This is a genomic window from Pseudomonas sp. Z3-6, from assembly GCF_051131985.1.
Classification (GTDB): Bacteria; Pseudomonadota; Gammaproteobacteria; order Pseudomonadales; family Pseudomonadaceae; genus Aquipseudomonas; species Aquipseudomonas zanjanensis.
In genome coordinates, this window is the sequence record NZ_CP071644.1 from 3044908 (window position 1) to 3064960 (window position 20053).

16 protein-coding genes are annotated in these 20053 nt (G+C 62.7%); 9 read left to right on the forward strand and 7 right to left on the reverse strand.

Annotation, left to right across the window (positions count from 1 at the left end):
• Positions 1-42 precede the first annotated feature (42 nt).
• Genes J3P88_RS13885 through tssA form a run of 5 tightly spaced genes read left to right on the forward strand, consistent with a single transcriptional unit; the run spans position 43 to position 7570 of the window.
• On the forward strand, positions 43-507 hold the full coding sequence (locus J3P88_RS13885; RefSeq protein WP_186704842.1) for a type VI secretion protein: 465 nt from the start codon (positions 43-45) through the stop codon (positions 505-507).
• Between the two features lie 52 nt (positions 508-559).
• Positions 560-1891, forward strand: a complete 1332-nt coding sequence (gene tssK / locus J3P88_RS13890; RefSeq protein WP_434575931.1) for a type VI secretion system baseplate subunit TssK — start codon at positions 560-562, stop codon at positions 1889-1891.
• A 17-nt stretch (positions 1892-1908) separates the two neighbouring features.
• Entirely contained in the window at positions 1909-2670 is a 762-nt protein-coding gene (locus tag J3P88_RS13895; protein ID WP_186704844.1) for a DotU family type IV/VI secretion system protein, read from the forward strand.
• The gene (locus tag J3P88_RS13900; RefSeq protein ID WP_434575933.1) at positions 2667-6491 is read left to right on the forward strand and encodes a type VI secretion system protein; all 3825 of its coding nucleotides are present in this window, start codon (positions 2667-2669) and stop codon (positions 6489-6491) included. The genes J3P88_RS13895 and J3P88_RS13900 overlap by 4 nt, the downstream gene beginning before the upstream one ends.
• Complete coding sequence (tssA, locus tag J3P88_RS13905) at positions 6488-7570, forward strand: type VI secretion system protein TssA (protein ID WP_434575935.1); 1083 nt, start codon at positions 6488-6490, stop codon at positions 7568-7570. Before J3P88_RS13900 ends, tssA begins: the two co-directional genes overlap by 4 nt.
• Here the strand turns inward: tssA and J3P88_RS13910 are convergent.
• Positions 7567-8520 (reverse strand): 2-hydroxyacid dehydrogenase, encoded by a 954-nt coding sequence (locus tag J3P88_RS13910; RefSeq protein WP_186704847.1) that lies wholly within the window; start codon positions 8518-8520, stop codon positions 7567-7569. The two genes, tssA and J3P88_RS13910, sit on opposite strands and share 4 nt — an antisense overlap.
• Before the next feature lie 409 nt (positions 8521-8929).
• Between J3P88_RS13910 and J3P88_RS13915 the strand changes: the two genes are divergently transcribed.
• Positions 8930-10210 carry a serine/threonine transporter gene (locus J3P88_RS13915; RefSeq protein WP_434575938.1) on the forward strand — a complete coding sequence of 427 codons (1281 nt, stop codon included), beginning with the start codon at positions 8930-8932 and terminating at the stop codon, positions 10208-10210.
• Between the two features lie 748 nt (positions 10211-10958).
• Here J3P88_RS13915 and J3P88_RS13920 read toward each other — a convergent pair.
• Together J3P88_RS13920 and acnB are read right to left on the reverse strand one after the other, a co-directional pair.
• Entirely contained in the window at positions 10959-11084 is a 126-nt protein-coding gene (locus J3P88_RS13920) for a hypothetical protein (protein ID WP_434576669.1), read from the reverse strand.
• Positions 11085-11318: 234 nt separating this feature from the next.
• Positions 11319-13928 (reverse strand): bifunctional aconitate hydratase 2/2-methylisocitrate dehydratase, encoded by a 2610-nt coding sequence (gene acnB, locus J3P88_RS13925; protein WP_434576451.1) that lies wholly within the window; start codon positions 13926-13928, stop codon positions 11319-11321.
• Between the two features lie 407 nt (positions 13929-14335).
• Here acnB and J3P88_RS13930 point away from each other — a divergent pair, with 407 nt between their 5' ends.
• Entirely contained in the window at positions 14336-14806 is a 471-nt protein-coding gene (locus tag J3P88_RS13930; RefSeq protein ID WP_186704849.1) for a DUF1289 domain-containing protein, read from the forward strand.
• Between the two features lie 217 nt (positions 14807-15023).
• Here the strand turns inward: J3P88_RS13930 and J3P88_RS13935 are convergent, their stop codons facing one another.
• Entirely contained in the window at positions 15024-15887 is an 864-nt protein-coding gene (locus J3P88_RS13935; protein WP_434575940.1) for a universal stress protein, read from the reverse strand.
• 178 nt (positions 15888-16065) lie between these two features.
• On the opposite strand from J3P88_RS13935, the gene J3P88_RS13940 reads away from it, so the two are divergent.
• Entirely contained in the window at positions 16066-16671 is a 606-nt protein-coding gene (locus J3P88_RS13940) for a tRNA-(ms[2]io[6]A)-hydroxylase (protein WP_434575941.1), read from the forward strand.
• A 280-nt stretch (positions 16672-16951) separates the two neighbouring features.
• Here the strand turns inward: J3P88_RS13940 and J3P88_RS13945 are convergent, their stop codons facing one another.
• The 3 genes from J3P88_RS13945 to J3P88_RS13955 form a co-directional block, all read right to left on the reverse strand.
• Positions 16952-17440 (reverse strand): GFA family protein, encoded by a 489-nt coding sequence (locus J3P88_RS13945; protein ID WP_434575943.1) that lies wholly within the window; start codon positions 17438-17440, stop codon positions 16952-16954.
• A gap of 197 nt (positions 17441-17637) precedes the next feature.
• Positions 17638-18252: a DNA-3-methyladenine glycosylase family protein gene (locus J3P88_RS13950; protein WP_434575945.1), complete on the reverse strand. Its 615-nt coding sequence runs from the start codon at positions 18250-18252 to the stop codon at positions 17638-17640.
• A gap of 23 nt (positions 18253-18275) precedes the next feature.
• Complete coding sequence (locus tag J3P88_RS13955; protein WP_434575946.1) at positions 18276-19358, reverse strand: bifunctional transcriptional activator/DNA repair enzyme AdaA; 1083 nt, start codon at positions 19356-19358, stop codon at positions 18276-18278.
• Between the two features lie 145 nt (positions 19359-19503).
• Between J3P88_RS13955 and J3P88_RS13960 the strand changes: the two genes are divergently transcribed.
• Positions 19504-20010, forward strand: a complete 507-nt coding sequence (locus J3P88_RS13960) for a hypothetical protein (protein ID WP_434575947.1) — start codon at positions 19504-19506, stop codon at positions 20008-20010.
• Positions 20011-20053: the final 43 nt, after the last annotated feature.

Genomic DNA, 20053 nt, shown 5'->3' on the forward strand with positions numbered 1-20053 from the left:
AGCAAAAACAATTTTTGACCGCTGAGAAAAGGAAGATTCATTTTGCGTGGGTTTTTTTATGGATTTTTTTTGAGCCTGGCACTCTCCGGTTGCTCGCTCTTCGCCCCCAGTGTCGACCTCGACAGCTTGACCCTGGACGTCGCTTCCGGCGCCAACGACGACACGCCGATCGCGGTGGATTTCATCGCGGTGAACGACCCGGACCTGCTCAAGCAGCTGTCGGGCATCACCGCCAGCCAATGGTTCGCCGAGCGCGAACAGTTCCAGCGCGACTATCGTCAACTCATGTCGGTGTGGGGGCTGGAGTTGGTTCCGGGGCAGTTCATCGACCGTCAACCCTTCCCGTTGGAGGGCCGGCGCGCCGCTGGACTTTTGGTCTTCGCCAGCTATAACACTCCCGGAGCCCACCGGCTTCGGCTGGACGATCAGCGCAAGGCCTGGCTGAAGTTCGACAGTCGCGAGATGACCCTGGTCAACGATGGCCAGCGCGATGACAGCCAGCCTTGAGTGAACCGCGGGCCGCCTTGCGCGGCGACATTGGAATGTCGAAGGGAGTCGTATGAGTCTGGTACCTGACGCGGTGTGCTGGCATGAGGGCATGCAATTGCTGCCCCAGCATTTTCAATTGCAGGGGTTGCGCGCCGAGGCCTTGGCTGCGCATTTCGCCGGGGCTTGCAACCCTTGGTTCTGGGGCGTCAGCCAGTTGGAAGTCGACCCGTCGGCCCTCAGCGCCGGCCAGGTTCGACTGCTGCAATTGCAAGGCACCTTGCCGGACGGTTTGCCGGTCAATCTGCAGGCGGGCGTCGGGCCGACCTTGGAGCTGGATATCAGCGAGGCCATCGATAAGACCGACGACGCCACCGTGACCGTTTACCTGGCTGTCAGCCCGTTGTGGCGCGCCGGCCAACTGCTGCCGCTCAAGGGGCGCATGCAATCGGTGGTCGGCGAAGCGCTGCCAGACCTCACGAGCGGCGAATTTCCCGAGTCAATCACCGTCTGGCGACCGAACCCGAGGCTGTGCACGCAACTGAGCAAGGCCGATTCGATCTGCCTGCCGCTGCTGCGCATCCGCAAGGAGGGCGGCGGTTTCTGGCGCGTGCCGTACACGCCGCCGACGCCGGTCCTGTTGCCGGAGTCGGTCCTCGGTCGGCGGGTCGCCGGGGTGTGCGCCAGGGCTCGGGAAAAATGCATGTTCCTCGCCGGTCGCTTGCGCCAGGCCCAGGCGGCTGGCAACCAGGACGACGCCATGGAAATCCGCCGGCAATTGACCGCCTTGTGGGCGCGCTTGCCGGAAGTCGAAGGGGCGTTGACCACCCGGGTGGCGACGCCCCAGGCACTCTACGGGCTGCTGCTGGGGCTGGCCGGGAGCTGGTCGGCCCTCGATCCGCTGGCAGGCGTCCCGGCCTTCGCGCCGCTGGATTTTCTCGAGTTGCAGCGTGGTTACGAGCCGCTGCTCGACTGGCTGGAAACCACCCTGGAGCTGGTCCGCGCCGGCTATCGCAGCCTGGCCTTCGAGCGCAACGAGCAGGTCTTCTCGATCCAATTGCCGGACGACCAACCGGATCAACGCTTGGTGATCGGCCTGCGCATGCCCAACGGCGCCAGCGAGCAAGCGGCGGCCGACTGGTTGCGCGGGGCGATCATCGCGTCGGCACGGCACGTCCCGCTGCTGAGCCGGCAACGCATGAGCGGTTTGCCCCACCAGGCCATGAGCCGCAACGAACAGGTGGCCTACAGCGTCGGCGACGACACCCGTCTGTTCGTGGTGGCCGCCAGCGGGCAATGGTTCGACGGGCAATTGCCGCTGCACATTGTGGCCCCGGCATCGGCCCAGGCCAGCAGCCCGTGGCAGGTGGTGTTGTTCGTGGCGCAAGCCGGTGAAAGTGCCTGATCGCAGAGGGGAGTCGTATGCCAGACGGAAGTGGCGGGGCGGTTCGGAGTCTGCATGAGGCGCCGCTGAGCAGCGCTTTTCGCCAGGCCTGGCTGAAGTGGTCCCAGGAATGGCAGGACTTGCCCAAGGACAGCGACCCTGCGGTGTTGGTCAATCGGGTGGTGGAGTTTTCCGGGCGCAGTGCCCAGCGTCTGTGGCGGGTAGCGTTCGCCACTGTCGGCGATGCGGCCACCGAGCAGGTCAAGGCGCTGGTCTATGCCTTCGTGGCGTTGGTGGACGAAACCCTGCTGTTCAGCCCCTGGCCTGGGCAATTGGCTTGGCAGCAGCACCCCCTCGAATCGCGCATGTACGCCAGTCGCCAGGCCGGCGAGCGCTTGCCGGCGGCGATCAAGAAATTGCTGGATGAGCAGATGCCCGGCACCCGGGACCTGGCGAATGTCTACCTGCAATGCCTGATCCTCGGGTTCCAGGGGCGATTGCGTGGCGAACCCGGCCAGCTTCAGCAGGCCAAATGGCGCGGGGCGCTGTTCACCTTCGCCTGGCAACACGAGGCCGATTATGTCGATGTCAGCCAGCGCCTGGCGCTGTCTTCGGCGGTGCCGCCGGTGCGGATGCCGGTGCAGCAGTCGTTGCCGGACGGCTTGCGGCTGGGGTTGGCGATCCTGGCGATGGTGTTGTTGCTCACCGGCCTGGGGCAGGTGTTCTGGCGTGACATTCGCCTGGAGCTCGAACCCGTGCTGCAACTGGGCGAGTCGGTGGTCCAGGAGCAGGACTCATGAGCCTGTTCAGTCTCGTTGCCCTGGTGTTGCTCGCCGTTGTCGTGATGCTGTTGATTGCGGCCCTGGTCTGGTGGCTGCGGACCCAGGGCGGGGCGGCGATCCGCAGTTTCTATGGGGCGGTGCGCCACATGGAGCAGGAGCAGGGCACTCGCGACCGCTATCAGATGCCGTGGCTGATGATGCTCGGCAACGAGACCGACGGTGCCCAGTTATGCGCCCAGTGGCGCTTGCAACCGACCGAGAAGGCGGCCTGGTTCGGGCGCTGGTTTTGCGATGCCGACGGCGCGGCCTTGGTGGTGCCCCAGGCGCTGTTTCTGCCCGATGAGGGCATGAACCGGCAACGGGGCAATTGGTGGCGCCTGCTCGGGCTGATGTTGCGCTTGCGCAGCAAGCGGCCATTGGATGCGGTGATCTGGACCGTGCCGTTCAGCACCCTCGATGACATCGAACACACCACCGAGCTGAGCCTCAAGGTCCGGCGCTGTTTCATCGACCTGTTGCAACGCTTCGGCCTCAGCCTGCCAGTGTATGTCGTGATCACCGGGATGGAAGAACTGCCCGGGTTCCAGGAACTGGTCAGCGCGCTGCCCGCCGAGGCGCGCGAGTCGATGCTGGGCTGGTCGTCGCCGTATTTGCCGGACGCGGCGTGGCAGTCGCAGTGGAGTGACCAGGCCCTGGACCAGGTCAACGCCGCGCTGTCGCAGTCGATCATCGAGATCGGTGCGCTGTCGGGGCAACTGAGTACCGATCTTTATGGCTTGCCGGAGCGTTTCGAAGGCTTGCGGCGGGCTTTGCAGATCCTGCTGGAGCCGGTATTCCAGGGCAATGCCCAAGGCGAGGCGCCGCGTTTTCGTGGGGTGTATTTCACCGCCAGCCAGGCACCTTCCCTCAGCAGCGACGGGTTCACCGCCTCTGACAACGCCCAGCGGCAAACCGTGTTCGCCCGGCAGTTGTGGTCGCGGCGATTGGTGGCCGAACGGGGCCTGGCCCAGCCGGTGCCACGGCTGTTGCGCTTGCGCCAACGCGGGCATCGGTGGGTCGCGGTGGTGGCAATGGTGGTAGGGCTGGTATGGCTGGGGAGCATGGTCTGGGTCTGGCACGATTCAGTGGAGGAAGCCGAGGGGCTGTCGCGGTTGATCCTCAGCGCCCATAAGAACCACCTCGTGGTTGACGCTGACGAGCCGCAACTGGAGCCGACCCGGCACAACGTGCAGAACTATTGGAACGTGTTGGAAAAAGCCCCGCGCTGGCGCTTCGTCTCGGTGGTCTTTCCGACTTCGTGGTTCTCTTCCGTGGACACGCAACTGGAGAATGGCTTGCGCCTGACCGCCCGGCATCATTGGATATTGCCGCTGCGGGACCTGCTCAACTCAGACCTGGAACAACTCAAGTCCATCCGTAACACCGAGCGGCGGGGCAACGTCGAGAGCGAAGACCCGGCGCAATGGCAGAGCTACGTGAAAGCCAAGGCGCTGGTGGACCTGGCGGTACGCCTGGAACAGCACAACCAACTGTTCAGCCAGGTGGTGAACGATCCCAAGGCGCCTCTGGACGAACTGGTGCAACTGAGCAACACCGCCTTGTCCCTGGGCCTCAATACCGGCACCTTGAGCCGCGCACATTTCTACAACCGGGTGCTGTTCGACGCCCAGAACAGCGACTTGAAAGGGCTGGATCTGAACGCTGCTCGCCCAGTGATCTCCGATAATTTCACCGGCCTGATGCAGCGCTGGCTGGACCACTACTTCCTGGCGGACAACTTCGTGCGCCAGGCCGGTTACCTCAAGCTGCACCTGCAACGGCTGGAGGCCGGCAGTGGCAACTCCTTGAGTGAGCTTGAAGACCTGATGGCGCTGATCGACGATTTACAGACGTTGGTCAGCTTGACCAATTCCGCCTGGGGGCGAGGCAAGGGCCAGGACCTGGTGCCCGGTTACAGCCAGATGCTCGACAAGGTCAGCCACAGCGCTTTGCTGGGGCCGGATATCGAACAGGACCTGGAGAGCCAGGCGGCGAAGTTGCAGCAGAGTTTTCGTGATCAGTGGATTGTCCAGACCGGTTCCCGGGACAACCTGTTGGTGCAACAGGGCAGCGGCCTGTTGGTCTTGCAAGACCATGTCACGGCGCTGGACGGTGCGGTGCAGGCACTGTTCAAGCGCGATTTCGTGGCGTTGGCGATGCAGAAGGATCCGTCGGACAGCAACCCCGATGCGATGGGCCAGGGCGATGGCAGCGATGATTTCAGCGTCGCCCTGAACTACTTCGCCAGCTACAAGAGCTATGCCAGTGAGGAGCTGCCGCGCATTCCGCCGGATTACCGTGACGCGCTGATGCAGGCCGCCGAAGGTGCCGCGGCACGGGCCATGTGGCTGAGCCTGGACGAAAGCGACGCGTCATTGCCCGGCATGGGCTTCAATGTGCAGACGGCCCAGGCCGTGGCACTGCAAAAAGCCTTCATGGATGTGCACCGCGGCGACCTGGCGATCCGCTTCCAGCGTCTGCTCAATCGCCGGGCCTTGGCGCAGATCAAGAGTGGCCTGGACGAAATCGATGCCCAGCCGCTGTTCAGCCAGCGGGCCGATATCCAACGCTGGGACGGTTCGAAGAACTTCGGCTTGCAGCTCTACGGTGCCAGCGATCCACAAGACTTGAAGCTGAGCCTGAGCCAGCAATTCGGCGTGATGCTGCAGGCCGCCGAGCAGCGAATGCCGGCCCTGGAATGGCTGATCGTCCAGCAGGACAACCTGTCGGCCCTGGAGCACGACCAGGTGGCGCGCTTCATGGCCCTCAACGACGAATTGCTCAAGTACAAGAACCAGAACCCGGCCAGCTCGGCGGCCCAGCTGGAGCAATTGGTGAGCCGCGACTTTATCGCCATGGACACCGCGTCCTGCGCGCAGATCTTGCAGACCGCCAGCCTGCCCAGCGGGCGCGGTGACCTGGCCCAGCGCACGATTGCCTTGCAGCAGGGCGCCCTGCAGCGCTGCCTGTACTTGCAGCAGGACCAGGCGGCGACCGCCTGGAATGACCTGGCCAACTATTTCAATCAATACCTGGCCGGGCGCTTTCCGTTTGCCCAGGATGTGCGGGCCAGCGATGCCGACCCGGCGCGGGTCCAACACTTGCTGGCGTTGATCGACTCACGCCTGCCCCTGGCCCAGGCCGGGTTGGCGTTGAGTCAGACGCCGGAGCGGCTCGCGGCCGAGGATTTCCTCAACCGTTTGAAACAGGCCGGTACTTGGCTCGGACCGCTGTTCGTACGGGACAAGAGCGGCATTCTTGGCGTGGAGATGGACGTGCGCTGGCGGACCGATCGTGATGAGGAGCGCGGCGCCGACCAAGTGATCGCCTGGGGCCTGAACGCCGGCAACCAGCAGATCCGCTACCCCGGCGGTGGCCAGCAGAACCTGCGGTGGATGGTGGGTCAGCCCGTGAGCCTGACCTTGCGCTGGGCCCGTAACGGTTACCAGCGTCCGGCCAACGACCCCTTGCAACCGAACCTGGTGGTGCGCGACCTGGAGGCGGGCTGGGAATACCAAGGGCCTTGGTCGTTGCTGCGGTTGATGCGCAACCAGGCGTCAGCCCAGCGCCAGCCGAACGTCGACTACACCGATTTTCCCCTGGCCCTGCAATTGCCAGTCACCGCCCAGACCCAGGCGCGCACGGCGGAGCGGACACTGATGTTCGTGCGCCTGTCGTTGATGAGCCAGGGCTCCAAGCTGCCGTTGTCGATCCCGCCGCTGCCGACGCGGGCCCCCCGTTCACCCTTCATGGCGACCTCATCGAGCCCCGCCATCGCCACCCGTGAGGAGGGCCTGTGAGCTTGCCGATATCGCCTTTGCCGGAACGGGTCACTCAGTTGCTTGAGCCGATCAGCGCCGAATCGCCCTGTGGCCAGGACCTGCGCTACGAACCGGAATACGATCAGTTGCGCGAGTTGCGTCGGGAGGACGACACCAGCCTGCCCACCGGCGTGTGGCAGTCTTCGATCAAGCGAGCCCTGTGGCCGGACCTGGAGCGGCTCGCGACCACGCTGTTGCTGGAGCGCAGCAAGGACCTGATGATCAGCGCCTGGCTGGGGGAGGCCTGGCTGCACATGGCCGGGCTGGAGGGATTGCCGGGCAGCCTGGCGCTGGTGGCGGGGCTGTGCGAGCGCTATCCGGAGCAGTTGCACCCCCAAGCTGACGAAGGCGACCAGTCGTGGCGGGTGATTCCGCTGGAGTGGCTGGCCCGTCGCTACAGCGAAGTGCTACTGACGCGGGTGCCATTGCTCGATGGCCGGGACCCGACGTTCGCCAGTTTCTGCCTGGACGACTGGCAACGCTTGCAGCGCCAGCAGGTATTGGTCAACGACAGCAAGAACGCCAAGGCCTCGGCGGAAGCGGCGCGCAACGATCACAAGAAACTCAGCGAACTGATTCGCGGCACACCCTTGTCGTTCTGGTTGCATCGCCAGGGCAGCCTGATGTTGAGCCTGCAGCACCTGCAACGGCTCGAAGCCTGGAGCGACGCTTATCTGGGCAACCTGGCGCCGGGTTACAAATCCTTGCAGGACGTGATGCAGGCGTTGCTGACATTGGTAGAGGAGTTCATCGCGATGCACCCACAGCAACCCACCGTCGTGCCGGTGCAAACGGCCCCAGCGGCTACGACACCGACATCCCAGCCACCGGCGGCAGTGGCCCAGGTTTTCCAGGAACCGGCCAATCGTGAAGAGGCCTATCGACAGTTGCTGGTGATCGCCGGTTACCTGGCCCGCACCGAGCCCCACAGCCCGGTGCCCTACCTGATCCGGCGCGGGGTGGAGTGGGGCAACAAGCCGCTGAGCGAGCTACTGGGTGAACTGATCAGTGCCGATGCCGAGTCCCGGCGGTTGTGGACCCTGCTAGGGGTGCTTTAAGGCTGCGGGTCGGGTAGCGGCACCGGCGTCAGCACCGGTTTGCCGGAAAAGAATGCGTTCAGGTTCTGGCCCACCAGCTCCACCGTGCCCCGCGTCGCTTCCGGCGACAGGCCAGCCACATGGGGAGTAAGCACGACGTTGGGCAGGTGTTTCAGCGCGTCTGGCACTTCGGGCTCGTGGTCGAACACGTCCAGGGCGGCTCCGGCGATCCGTCGATGTTCCAGGGCGTGGATCAGGTCGGTGGTGGCGACCACGCTGGCGCGAGCGATGTTCACCAGGAAACCATGGGGGCCCAGGGCATCAAGGGCCTGTTTGTTGATCAATTGCCGGGTGTCCAGGCCGCCGGGCGTGGCGACGATCAGAAAGTCCGAGACCCGGGCCAGTTCCGTGGGCGTGGCGCAGAAGGTGTACGGCACGTCGTTGCGCATCCGCCGATTGTGGTAGCTGACGTTCATGTCGAAGCCGAGGGCGGCCCGCTTGGCGATCGCCATGCCCACCGCGCCCAGGCCCAGCACACCCAGGCGCTTGCCGGCCAGGGAGGGGCGCATGACCTTGGCCCACTCGCCCCGGCGCACACTCGCGTCGGCCCGGGGAATGTCACGCACCAGCGCCAGCAGCAGCGCCATGGCATGGTCGGCCACCGACGACGCGTTGACCCCGGCGCCGTTGGTCACCACGAGGCCCCGGTTGCGTGCGGCCTGCAGGTCTACCTGCTCGTAGCCGGCGCCGATCACGCAGATGATCTGCAGGTTGGGCAGGGCGGCGATTTCTTCCGCCGTCAAACCCAGGGGGCCACGGGTCAGCACTGCGCTGAAGCGTTCACCGTGTTCGAAGATCGCGGTCTTGCGTTCGGCCGGCGTGGGCGCCAATTCCAAGTGGTAACCCTGCCGTTCGAGAATCGGCAGGTATTCATTGACGGTTTCAACCAGTACCAGAACGGTTGCGGTCATGCTGGGCTCCTGTGGGCGCTTTGTCGAACATCAGGTATTCAACCTGATTGTAGGAGTCGGGGGCAGGGGGAGCCTGGGCTTTTTGGATTCATTTTTGGATCCTCTTGTCTGTGGGAGCAAAGCTTGCTCGCGAGGCGATGGCACATCCAGCATGAATGTCGGCGGATCCTCCGCTATCGCGAGCAGGCTCGCTCCCGCAGGGAAGACAGGAAGACAGGAAGACAGGGAAATACGGGGACCATTTTTATGACAGCCATCTGATCCGCATAACCGCTCCTCAGCTAAGTCTTTGCTTCTGCTCGCTAATCCCGGACAATCGCGCCCCTGTTTCGGCCAGGGCGCTGCCTGTCGGGGTTTTCCGACTCGTCCTGGCCGGGTGCATGTGACCGGAAAGCGGAGATCCGACCGGATGAATGATCAGGCCAATAGCGTCGAAGAGCGCTTTGAAACGACAGTCCCAGCCACCCTCAGCCAATGGAGTCGCCAGGACACCACCTGGATGTTGGGTCTGTTTGGCACCGCCATCGGTGCAGGCACTCTGTTCTTACCGATCAACGCGGGCCTGGGCGGTTTTTGGCCGCTGCTGATCCTGGCGTTGCTGGCGTTCCCCATGACGTTTTATGCCCACCGGGGCCTGACCCGTTTCGTGTTGTCCGGTCGTGATGGCGCGGACATCACTGAGGTGGTTGAGGAGCATTTCGGTCTCAAGGCCGGCGCGCTGATCACGCTTTTATACTTCTTTGCCATTTTCCCGATCCTGCTGATCTACAGCGTGGCGCTGACCAACACGGTGGGCAGTTTCCTGGAGCATCAGTTGCACATCCAGCCGCCTCCTCGGGTCGTGCTGTCCCTGGTGCTGATCCTGGGCCTGCTGGCGGTGGTCCGCTGCGGCGAGCAGGCGATCGTCAAGGCCATGAGCCTGATGGTCTATCCGTTCATCGTGGCGCTACTATTTCTTGCGGTGTTCCTGATTCCCCACTGGAACGGCGGCATCCTGACCACGGCGTTGACGCCGCCTGCACCGTCGGCGTTGTTGCATACCTTGTGGCTGGCAATCCCGGTGATGGTGTTCTCGTTCAACCATTCGCCGATCATCTCGGCGTTTGCGGTGGACCAGAAACGTCGCTATGGCGATAACGCCGAGGAGCGCAGTTCGCAGATCCTGTCGCGCGCCCATGTGCTGATGGTGGTGATGGTGTTGTTCTTCGTGTTCAGCTGCGTGCTGACCCTGACCCCGGCGCAACTGGCCGAGGCCAAGGCGCAGAACCTGTCGATCCTGTCGTACCTGGCCAACCACTTCAGCAACCCGACCATCGCCTTTGCCGCGCCGCTGATTGCGTTTGTTGCTATCTCCAAATCGTTCCTGGGGCACTACATCGGCGCCAGCGAAGGCCTCAAGGGCCTGATCGTCAAGAGCGGCCGCCGCCCGGCGCCCAAGACCCTGGACCGCCTCACCGCAGCGTTCATGCTGGTGGTGTGCTGGATCGTCGCCACCCTCAACCCGAGCATCCTGGGCATGATCGAAACCCTGGGCGGCCCGGTTATCGCGGCCATCCTGTTCCTGATGCCGATGTATGCCATCCGCAAAGTCCCGGCCATGGCCCGCTATCGCGGTCAGGCTTCGAATGTCTTCGTTACGTTGGTGGGTTTGGTGGCGATTACAGCGTTGGTTTACTCCCTCTTGGCGTAGGCGTTTCTTGTGGGGGGGATTTTTGAGGTTGGTGTGTATATCCGTTGCTGCGGTAACGGCTGCTTAGGGTTCCGCCCTGACGGCGGGTCACTTTTGAAAAGCCCGGAAGCCGGCCCAGTCAAAAGTAACCAAAACGCTCCTGCCCCACCACTCGGTGCCTCGCTAGGGCTCGGCATGCCCTCACTCCGGCATTGCTCCGTGGGCCCGCCGCGAAGGGCCATCCATGGCCCAGCGCGGCTATCCCGGCATCCATGCCGGGATGCCCACTCCACAATGCCTGCGTTCGGCCAGCGTGGTTTAACGGGGCGCCGAGATCAACGTCCACCGCGAGGCGGCCTAACAGCCGACCTGGTTCTTGGTGGGACCACGTTTCTCCTGTGGGAGCGGGCTTGCTCGCGAAGGCGGTGCCTCAGTCGGCGAAAATGTTGGATGTGCTGGCCTCATCGCGAGCGCTCCCACAGGTGATCTTGGGTGTTCATGAGTCTTGTGTTCACCGCAGGACCATTGTGGGAGCGAGCCTGCTCGCGATGGCGGTGGGTCAGTTTGCGGTGATGTTGAATGTGCCGGCCTCTTCGCGAGCAAGCCCGCTCCCACAGGTTTTTGCGGTGTACATGGATTTTGTGTCCGCTGAAGATTCATTGTGGGAGCTTGCTCGCGATAGCGGAGGCTCAGACACATAGATGCTGGCACGTATCCCGCTCTTGCTCTTGCTCTTGCTTTGGATCTTGATCTTGATCTCGACGCCCCGTTAAACCACGCTGGCCGAACGCAGGCATTGCATAGTGGGCACCTCGGCATGGATGCCGAGGTAGCCGCGCTGGGCCATGGATGGCCCTTCGCGGCGGCCCACGGAGCAATGCCGGAGTGAGGGCATGCCGAGCCTAAGCGAGGCACCGAGTGGTGGGGCAGAGCGTTTTTGGTTACTTTTGGCTGGTCCGGCTCCCGGCTCTTCCAAAAGCGACCCGCTGTAAGAGCGGAACCGCCAGCAGCCGTTACCGCAGAAAAGGATATGCACCCCAAAAAAGGCATTTCCCCTGAAATAGACAAGCCATAAAAAAACGCCGCCCCTCGCAAGAAGGGCGGCGTTTTTCGTAGGGCGTTTTAAGCGTTAGGCTTGAACGACCGGGATGTTGGCGTTTGCCGCCGCTTCACGGAACTCGGCGATCTGATCGAAGCTCAGGTAGCGGTACACGTCCGCTGCCATGCTGTCGATCTTGCCGGCGTATTCCATGTACTCCTCGACGGTCGGCAGGCGACCCAGGATCGACGCAACGGACGCCAGTTCGGCCGAAGCCAGGTAGACGTTCGCGCCGTCACCCAGACGGTTCGGGAAGTTACGGGTCGATGTCGACACCACGGTGGAGTTCGGCTCGACGCGTGCCTGGTTACCCATGCACAGCGAGCAGCCTGGCATTTCCATCCGTGCACCGGCCTTGCCGTAGATGCCGTAGTAGCCTTCTTCGGTGAGCTGGTGAGCGTCCATCTTGGTCGGTGGCGACAGCCACAGACGGGTTGGCAGCTGGCCCTTGACCTGCTCCAGCAGCTTACCGGCAGCGCGGAAGTGACCGATGTTGGTCATGCACGAACCGATGAACACTTCGTCGATCTTCTCGCCAGCAACGCTGGACAGCAGACGGGCGTCGTCCGGATCGTTCGGCGCGCAGAGCACAGGCTCGCTGATGTCGGCCAGGTCGATTTCGATGACTTCGGCGTATTCGGCGTCGGCATCGGCTTCCATCAGTTGCGGGTTGGCGATCCAGGCTTCCATCGCTTGGGCGCGACGTTCCAGGGTACGTGCATCACCGTAGCCTTCGCCGATCATCCAGCGCAGCAGGGTGATGTTCGATTGCAGGTACTCGGTGATCGACTCTTTCGACAGCTTGATGGTGCAACCGGCAGCCGAACGTTCGGCCGAGGCGTCGGACAGTTCGAAAGCCTGTTCCAGGGTCAAGCCTTCCAGGCCTTCGATTTCCAGGATGCGGCCGGAGAAGGCGTTTTTCTTGCCTTTCTTCTCGACGGTCAGCAGACCGTTCTGGATGGCGAAGTACGGAATGGCATGAACCAGGTCACGCAGGGTGATGCCAGGTTTCATCTTGCCTTTGAAGCGCACCAGGATCGATTCCGGCATGTCCAACGGCATGACGCCGGTGGCAGCGGCGAACGCGACCAGGCCGGAACCGGCCGGGAACGAGATGCCCATCGGGAAACGGGTGTGGGAGTCACCGCCGGTACCCACGGTGTCTGGCAGCAGCATGCGGTTCAGCCACGAGTGGATGATGCCGTCGCCCGGACGCAGGGAAACGCCGCCGCGGGTCATGATGAAGTCAGGCAGGGTGTGGTGGGTGGTCACGTCGATCGGCTTCGGATAGGCCGCGGTGTGGCAGAAGGACTGCATCACCAGGTCAGCCGAGAAGCCCAGGCACGCCAGGTCTTTCAGTTCGTCACGGGTCATTGGACCGGTGGTGTCCTGGGAACCCACGGTGGTCATTTTCGGTTCGCAGTAGGTACCAGGGCGTACGCCTTGGCCTTCTGCCAGGCCGCAGGCCTTGCCGACCATCTTCTGCGCCAGGGTGAAACCCTTGGTGCTTTCAGCCGGTGCTTCAGGCTTCTTGAACAGGTCGAACGCTGGCAGGCCCAGCTCTGCGCGAGCCTTCTCGGTCAGGCCACGGCCAATGATCAGCGGAATACGGCCGCCAGCGCGGACTTCATCCAACAGCACCGGGGTCTTCATTTCGAAGGTGGTGATGACTTCGTCGGTACCGTGCTTGCAGACCTTGCCGGCATGTGGGTACAGGTCGATCACGTCGCCCATGTTCATGTTCGACACGTCGAACTCGATAGGCAGTGCGCCGGCATCTTCCATGGTGTTGTAGAAGATCGGAGCGATCTTGCTGCCGAAGCAGAAACCGCCAGCACGCTTGTTCGGCACGTAAGGAATGTCGTCACCGAAGAACCACAGCACCGAGTTGGTGGCCGATTTACGCGAGGAGCCGGTACCGACCACGTCGCCGACGTAGGCGATCGGGAAGCCTTGGCCGCGCATTTCTTCGATCTGCTTCATCGGGCCGGTCTTGCCTTGCTCGTCCGGAACGATGCCGTCACGGGCCATTTTCAGCATGGCCAGGGCGTGCAGCGGGATGTCCGGGCGGGACCAGGCGTCCGGGGCAGGGGACAGGTCGTCGGTGTTGGTTTCGCCGGTGACCTTGAACACGCGCAGGCTGATCTTGTCGGCCAGCACCGGGCGCTTCTTGAACCACTCGCCGTCAGCCCAGGATTGCAGCACGGCCTTGGCGTGGACGTTACCGTTCTTGGCTTTTTCAGCCACGTCGTGGAAGGCATCGAACATCAGCAGGGTGTGCTTGAGTTCTTCGGCGGCGACTGGCGCCAGCTCGGCGTCGTCCAGCAGCTCCACCAGGGTCACGATGTTGTAGCCGCCCTGCATGGTGCCGAGCAGTTCAACGGCACGCTTCTTGTCCAGCAGGGGGGATTGGGCCTGGCCCTTGGCCAGGGCGGACAGGAAACCGGCCTTGACGTAGGCGGCTTCGTCGACTCCAGGCGGAACGCGATTGGTGATCAGGTCAACGAGGAAAGCTTCTTCGCCAGCCGGAGGATTTTTCAGCAGCTCGATCAGGCCTGCGGTTTGTTCGGCGTTAAGCGGCTGGGGAACGATACCCAGGGTTGCACGCTCTTCGATATGTTTGCGGTAGGCTTCAAGCACAGTTATTACCCTCATCAGTGGTCCCAAATGGGTGTCCGGGACGCTCATCCAGAAACTCACGGCACTCATGCGCGTCAGGGGGCTTTTTGGGCCTCCACGCCAGAGTTGCCGGAGTTCCTCACAGAAGCTGCTTTCAAAGTTTTACGCCTGCAGAACGGGAGCTGATGAGGGTTGGCGTTGGGCTTTCCCCGCTGGAAAGACCCTTCGCCAACACCGCTCTGAAGGAACGACTGTGCTCGTGACGCTTTGAAAACAGCTTCTAACGGACATTGGCGCCTTAAAAGGCTGGCTGATTCTACGGGAAAAAAAAATTAAAGGTAAGTTGGGCCGGGAAGTTTGAGGGGTGATCAATCTTAGACAAAGGGCTAACATGCCGGCCTGTCCTGTTTTTGCGTGTGCGTTTCCTTATGCCCAACCAGCTCATCAAGACCCCTTGCGTCGGCCTTTGCTCCACTGTCTACGGTGACCTGGTGTGCCGTGGCTGCAAGCGGTTCCACCATGAAGTGATCCACTGGAACGGCTACAACGAGGAGGAAAAACGCGCGGTGTGGATGCGGCTCGAACAGCTGTTGGTGCAGGTGATGGTGGCCAAGTTGGAGGTTTTCGACCCCGGATTGCTGCGCCAGCAACTGGAATCACGCAAGATCCGCTTCGTGCCGCACCAGTCGCAATACTGCTGGGCCTATCAGTTGATCGCCCGGGGCGCGCGGGTGATCAATAACCTGGAAGCCTACGGCATGGTGTTGATGCCGGAATTTCGCGATTGGGAACTGCCGGACCTGCGCGATGCCATTGATCGGGAGTTTTTCCTTCTGTCCGAAGCCCATTACCAGCGTTACATCGCGCCGGGGTTCCTGAAGGATGCGATTGGCGGCTGACCACCAGCCATTTGTGCATAGGAGCTTTTGTGCCAGGGCGCTTTTGTGGCGAGGGAGCTTGCTCCCGCTGGGACGGTCCGACGCCTCGGGCGAAGCGGCCCTCGCTCTTGACCTGGAAAATTTCCTGGCCATGACAAATCCAGGCGTCTGCTGCGCAGCCGAGCGGGAGCAAGCTCCCTCGCCACAAAAGCAGGCTGGATCAGCCACAGCGTTCATGTCATTCCTTGACCGCCAACTCCACCAGATGATCCTCCACCTCCTGGGGCTTGAGCACCAGCACATCGCTTTCCAGCGTGTCGAGCACAGCCTCGGCGGTGTTGCCGATCAGCACCCCGGACAACCCCGAACGGGCCACGGTGCCGATGACCGTCACCGCCGCCTGCAGCTTGCGCGCCATGTATGGAATCAAGACGTCCGCCGGGCCTTCTTCGATGTGCAGGTGCTGGTCGTCGATGTCGAACTCGGCCTGGAACGCCCGGCATTGCTCGCGGTAGCGGGCCTCGATGGTTTCCTTGAGCTGGAACGTCGGGTCAGCGGACGAGAGCATCGGCGAGGGGTGGGCGCTGATCACATGCAGGTGCGCCTTGGCGAGGAGGGCGATGTCGTAGCCATGGTCGATGATGGTGGAATGCAGGTGGCGATGCTCGCCGTCGGCATTGCCCACATCGACGGCGGCGAGGATCACCTTGTCTTTCCAGGAACCGGCGGTTTTCACCAGCAGCACCGGGGTCGGGCAATGGCGTAGCAGTTTCCAGTCCGCCGGGGTCAGCAGGGCCTTTTTCAATGGGCTGTCGGGGAAATGCTGTTTGATCACCAACCCGCAACCTTCAGCCTGTTGCACGTCGATAATGGTTTCGTAGAGGCTTTCGTTCCAGGCTTGCTCGGTGGTGACGCTGTAGCCGTCGGCCAGCAATGCGCTCTTGAGCACGCTGAGCAGGCCGGCATGGTCATGTTTTCTGTCGCACACCAACAAGTGCAGGTGGGCCTGAGTCACCCCGGCGATCAGTTTGGCGCGCTTGAGCGCCAGGCTTTCCGCATGTTCGGGTTCGATGACCACCAGGATGCTGCGAATGGCTTGCATGATCGGCGTTCTCCTGAAATGAAAAGGCTGGCGTTGCTCAACTATAGTTCTTGTGGGGCAGTCTAGTGGTTGTGGGTGTGCCGTCGACTTGATGCATATCAACGGTGGTGGCTGGTGGTCTGGGGGCAGGCCGGTATAATCGGCGCCCTTCGCTCGACTACCTTTGCCCGTGAGCCCCATGAATCTTCCCGAAATCCACGAATTCCTTGGTTGCCGCACCCCCGATGCCTGGGTCCAGGCCGCGCTGGCCGACCAGGAAACGTTGCTGATCGACCACAAGAACTGCGAATTCAAGGCGGCCAGCACCGCCCTTAGCCTGATCGCCAAATACCATTCCCACGTCGACCTGATCAACCTGATGTCGCGCCTGGCCCGGGAAGAGCTGGTGCACCACGAGCAAGTCATGCGCCTGATGAAAAAGCGCAAGATCGGCTTGCGCCAGCTCTCCGCCGGCCGTTATGCCTCGGGGCTGCGCAAGGTGGTACGCAGCCACGAGCCGGTCAAGCTGGTAGACACCCTCGTCGTCGGCGCCTTCATCGAAGCCCGCAGTTGCGAGCGTTTCGAGGCCCTGGTGCCGCACCTGGACGAGGAGTTGGGCAAGTTCTACTTCGGTTTGCTGAAAAGCGAAGCGCGGCATTTCCAGGGGTACCTGAAACTGGCTTACCAGTATGGCGATGCCAAGGACATTGCCCAGGTGATCGACAAGGTCCGTGAGGCCGAGCGGGAACTGATCGAATCGCCGGATGTGGAATTTCGCTTCCACAGTGGTGTGCCTGCGCTTTAATGCGCAGGTGTTTCTACTGACCCCATCGTCGGAACGCCGCCCGGAGCAAGCTCGCTCCCACAGGGGAATTTGGGTAAGGCACCAATATATTTGCAACGCCACAGAACAGTGTGGGAGGGGGCTTGCTCGCGAATGCGTCAGGTCAGTTGAATGAATGCTGGCTGACCCACCGCCATCGCGAGCAAGCCCGCTCCCACAGGGGGTGGGTTTCCCAAATCCAGTGGGAGCGAGCTTGCTCCGGGCGGCGTTCCGACGATGAGGCCTTCTGCAGCGCTGCCTCTCAACCAGTCAAACCCAGGCGTTCATGCCATTGGGCAATGGACTCTTCGGGGTAGACCTCGAACTGCTGGTCGCCCTTATGCACCTCGACCTCCACCCACGGTGCCCTGGACCCGAGCATCAAGTGGGTATGCTCCGGCGGTACCGGCAGCGGCGTGTCGATGGCTGAAGCGAACGGGTGCACCAGCTCCGGCCATTCGGGGCTGAACAGCCACAGCCCCGATCCACACAGGGAACAGAAATGCCGCTCGGCACTGCTGCGGTGGGCGCGCTTATCGCCGTCGTCCTTTAGCCGTGCATGGTAGATCGAGATGTGCTTGCGACCATGCACCTTCAGGCTTTGGGCATCGCCCCCCAGGTTGATCGCATAACCGCCGCCGCCCTGGGTCTTGCGGCAGATCGAGCAGTAGCAACGTTGGTATGGGTAGGGGTGGGCACAGGCCAGGCTGAACGACACGGCGCCGCAGTGGCAGGATCCTTCTAGCTGCATGGGAACCTCCAGTGGATTGGAAATGGCTCAGTACAGCCTAGACGGTTTGTGTCTTGACAGTTGAATTGAGGGGGCCATGCGACCGCCTTCGCGAGCAAGCCCGCTCCCACAGGGGATCTGTGTCGGTCATAGATTTTTGTCCGCTCTCGGTCAATGTGGGAGCGGGCTTGCTCGCGAAGGCGTCGGTACAGCCAACATCACTTTGGCACCCGCCACAAATACCACGCGGCCGCCGTCCGGTAAGGGCGCCAGGCCAGGCCTATCTCGATCATCTGCTTGCGGCTGGGCTGTTGCGCCAACCCCTTGAGCCGTCGATACCCTTCGCGCACGCCAAAGTCATCGGCCGGCAGGATGTCGGGCCGCTCCAGGCTGTAGATCAGCAGCATTTCCACGGTCCAGCGCCCGACGCCGCGCAGGCTGACCAGGCGTTCGATCAACCCTTCGTCTTCCATTGCCCGCGCCGTGGCGTAATCCGGTACCACCCCATCCAGGGCTGCTTGGGCGATACCCTGGATGGTTGCGATCTTGCTGGCGGAAAACCCACAACTGCGCAGTTGCGCAACGTCTGTCGCCAGGATCTGCGTGGGGGAGGGGAAGGTCTGCGCCGGGAACAACGCCAGCAGTCGACCCAGGATCGCATCGCCTGCCTTGGCGTGCAGTTGCTGGTAGGCAATCGCCCGGACCAAGGCTTCATAGGGATCCCGGGCCGGCTTGGGTTGCAGCAGGCAAGGACCGATCGTCTCGACGTGCCGTCGCCAGACTTCGTCGAGATTGGCCAGGAAGGCGCTGGCGTCGTGGTAGGGCGCAGGCATCAGGTATTCATTCTCCGGAGCGCTCAAAACGCCAGGGGCAGCGAAACCTGCACCGCGGCTTTTTCCAGCCGCAGCAGAAACGCCTTGCGCGGCTGGCCGCCACCATAGCCGGTCAACGAGCCATCCGCACCGATCACCCGGTGGCAGGGAATGACGATGGCCAGGCGATTCTGCCCGTTGGCCAAGCCCACGGCGCGGCTGGCACCCGGGCTGCCCAGGGCCGTGGCGATGCCGCCGTAGCTGCGGGTTTCGCCGTAGGGAATTTTTTGCAGTTCAGTCCAGACTCGTATGGCGAATGCACTGCCGGGCATGTGCAGCAGGACGGTGAACGTCGTGAGTTTGCCGGCGAAATACTCGGCCAGTTCGGTTTCGATCTGTTGCAGGTGAGTGTTGTGCCCTGGCGCGACCGTGTAGCCGTAGCGTTGCTGCAGTTCTTCCAGTTCCTTGGTCAGGGCCGGACGGTCGAGGAACTCCAGCAGCACCAGGCCCCGTCGTTCGGCCATGGCCAGCATCGGCCCCAATGGCGTGGTCAGGCGGGTGAACAACAAGGGTTCGCTGAGGGCCGCGCGGCCCGGCGTGATGTGGAAGGATTTGACGAAGGCGTCGCGAAACCCGCTCAACGATTCATAGCCGGAATCGAACGCGGCATTGTCGATGGAAGTGCCGTCCTTGATACCGCCCAAGGCAATGCCCAGGCGACGGGTGCGCAGGTAGGCGTGAAAAGTCATGCCGAAATGTTGTTTGAACCAGCGGCGCAATTTCAGCGGTTCGATGCCTTGTTCCAGCAGCAAGGCGTCGGTCCAGCGCAGGTCGGGTTCGGCGTCCACCGCCTTGAGCAGGGCTTGGATCCAGTCCGGCGCAATGGCCGCAGCGTCCAGCGGCTTGCAGCGCAGGCAGGCGCGGTAGCCGGCCGACATCGCTTCGTCGGCGTGGGCGTAGAACTCCACGTTTTCCGGTTTCGGCTTGCGCGCCGTGCAACTGGGGCGACAGAAGATGCCGGTGGTCTTGACCGCAGTGAAGAACACCCCCTCGTAGGCGGTGTCTCGTTCGAGCATGGCGCGGACCATCTCGGCATGGGGCGGGAGCAGCGAGTCGTGTAGGTTCATGGAGCAGAGCATAGAACCGTGTCCGGAACGACTCCACCGAAAAATCGACAGTGAATTTTCCGGTTGTTTGTCGGGTGGTCGCGAACAAAAATTGAACCTTCGAGTCTTAAAGGTTCACCCGCTGTTTTTGTCTTTCGGAGACATCATGCCCAAACATAAGAAATCCCTGATTGCCGTTGCTGTCTGTGCCTTGGCGTTCGGTGCCTCGGCCTTGTTGCCTGCCGACCTGTCGCCGATCGGTTCGAGCTACGCCGCGGGCAATGGCGGCGGCGGTGGCGGTGGCGGCGGCAATGGCGGTGGTGGCGGTCACGGCGGAGGAAACGGTGGTGGTAATGGCGGTGGCCACGGTGCTGGTATTGGCGGTGGCCAGGGCCATGACAAGTCGGGCGACGCCCGCGGCCTCGGCAAAGGATTGGCCAGCGACCACACCGGCACTCGTACCCGCACCCGGGACCATGGCGTGAGCGGCAAGCACACCGGTGCCACCCGCACCGACCGTACCAGCAAGGCGTCGTTGACGTCGACCATCGCCAAGGACCGTGATACGCGCGGCCTGACCAAGGCGTCGGCGATTTCCACCGCCACGCCAGGCACCCACAACACCAAGGGCCTGACCAACGCGACCAGCTCTTCGATCAAGAACGATCGCTGATCGCCCGAACAAGCCGTGATACCTGCAAGGTGTCGCGGCTTTT

Coding starts and splice junctions, on each gene's coding strand:
- tssK (WP_434575931.1), top strand. CDS start 560: ATGAGTCTGGTACCTGACGCGGTGTGCTGGCATGAGGGCATGCAATTG.
- J3P88_RS13895 (WP_186704844.1), top strand. CDS start 1,909: ATGCCAGACGGAAGTGGCGGGGCGGTTCGGAGTCTGCATGAGGCGCCG.
- J3P88_RS13900 (WP_434575933.1), top strand. CDS start 2,667: ATGAGCCTGTTCAGTCTCGTTGCCCTGGTGTTGCTCGCCGTTGTCGTG.
- J3P88_RS13910 (WP_186704847.1), bottom strand. CDS start 8,520: ATGACCGCAACCGTTCTGGTACTGGTTGAAACCGTCAATGAATACCTG.
- J3P88_RS13915 (WP_434575938.1), top strand. CDS start 8,930: ATGAATGATCAGGCCAATAGCGTCGAAGAGCGCTTTGAAACGACAGTC.
- J3P88_RS13920 (WP_434576669.1), bottom strand. CDS start 11,084: ATGCCCTCACTCCGGCATTGCTCCGTGGGCCGCCGCGAAGGGCCATCC.
- J3P88_RS13930 (WP_186704849.1), top strand. CDS start 14,336: ATGCCCAACCAGCTCATCAAGACCCCTTGCGTCGGCCTTTGCTCCACT.
- J3P88_RS13935 (WP_434575940.1), bottom strand. CDS start 15,887: ATGCAAGCCATTCGCAGCATCCTGGTGGTCATCGAACCCGAACATGCG.
- J3P88_RS13940 (WP_434575941.1), top strand. CDS start 16,066: ATGAATCTTCCCGAAATCCACGAATTCCTTGGTTGCCGCACCCCCGAT.
- J3P88_RS13945 (WP_434575943.1), bottom strand. CDS start 17,440: ATGCAGCTAGAAGGATCCTGCCACTGCGGCGCCGTGTCGTTCAGCCTG.
- J3P88_RS13950 (WP_434575945.1), bottom strand. CDS start 18,252: ATGCCTGCGCCCTACCACGACGCCAGCGCCTTCCTGGCCAATCTCGAC.
- J3P88_RS13955 (WP_434575946.1), bottom strand. CDS start 19,358: ATGAACCTACACGACTCGCTGCTCCCGCCCCATGCCGAGATGGTCCGC.
- J3P88_RS13960 (WP_434575947.1), top strand. CDS start 19,504: ATGCCCAAACATAAGAAATCCCTGATTGCCGTTGCTGTCTGTGCCTTG.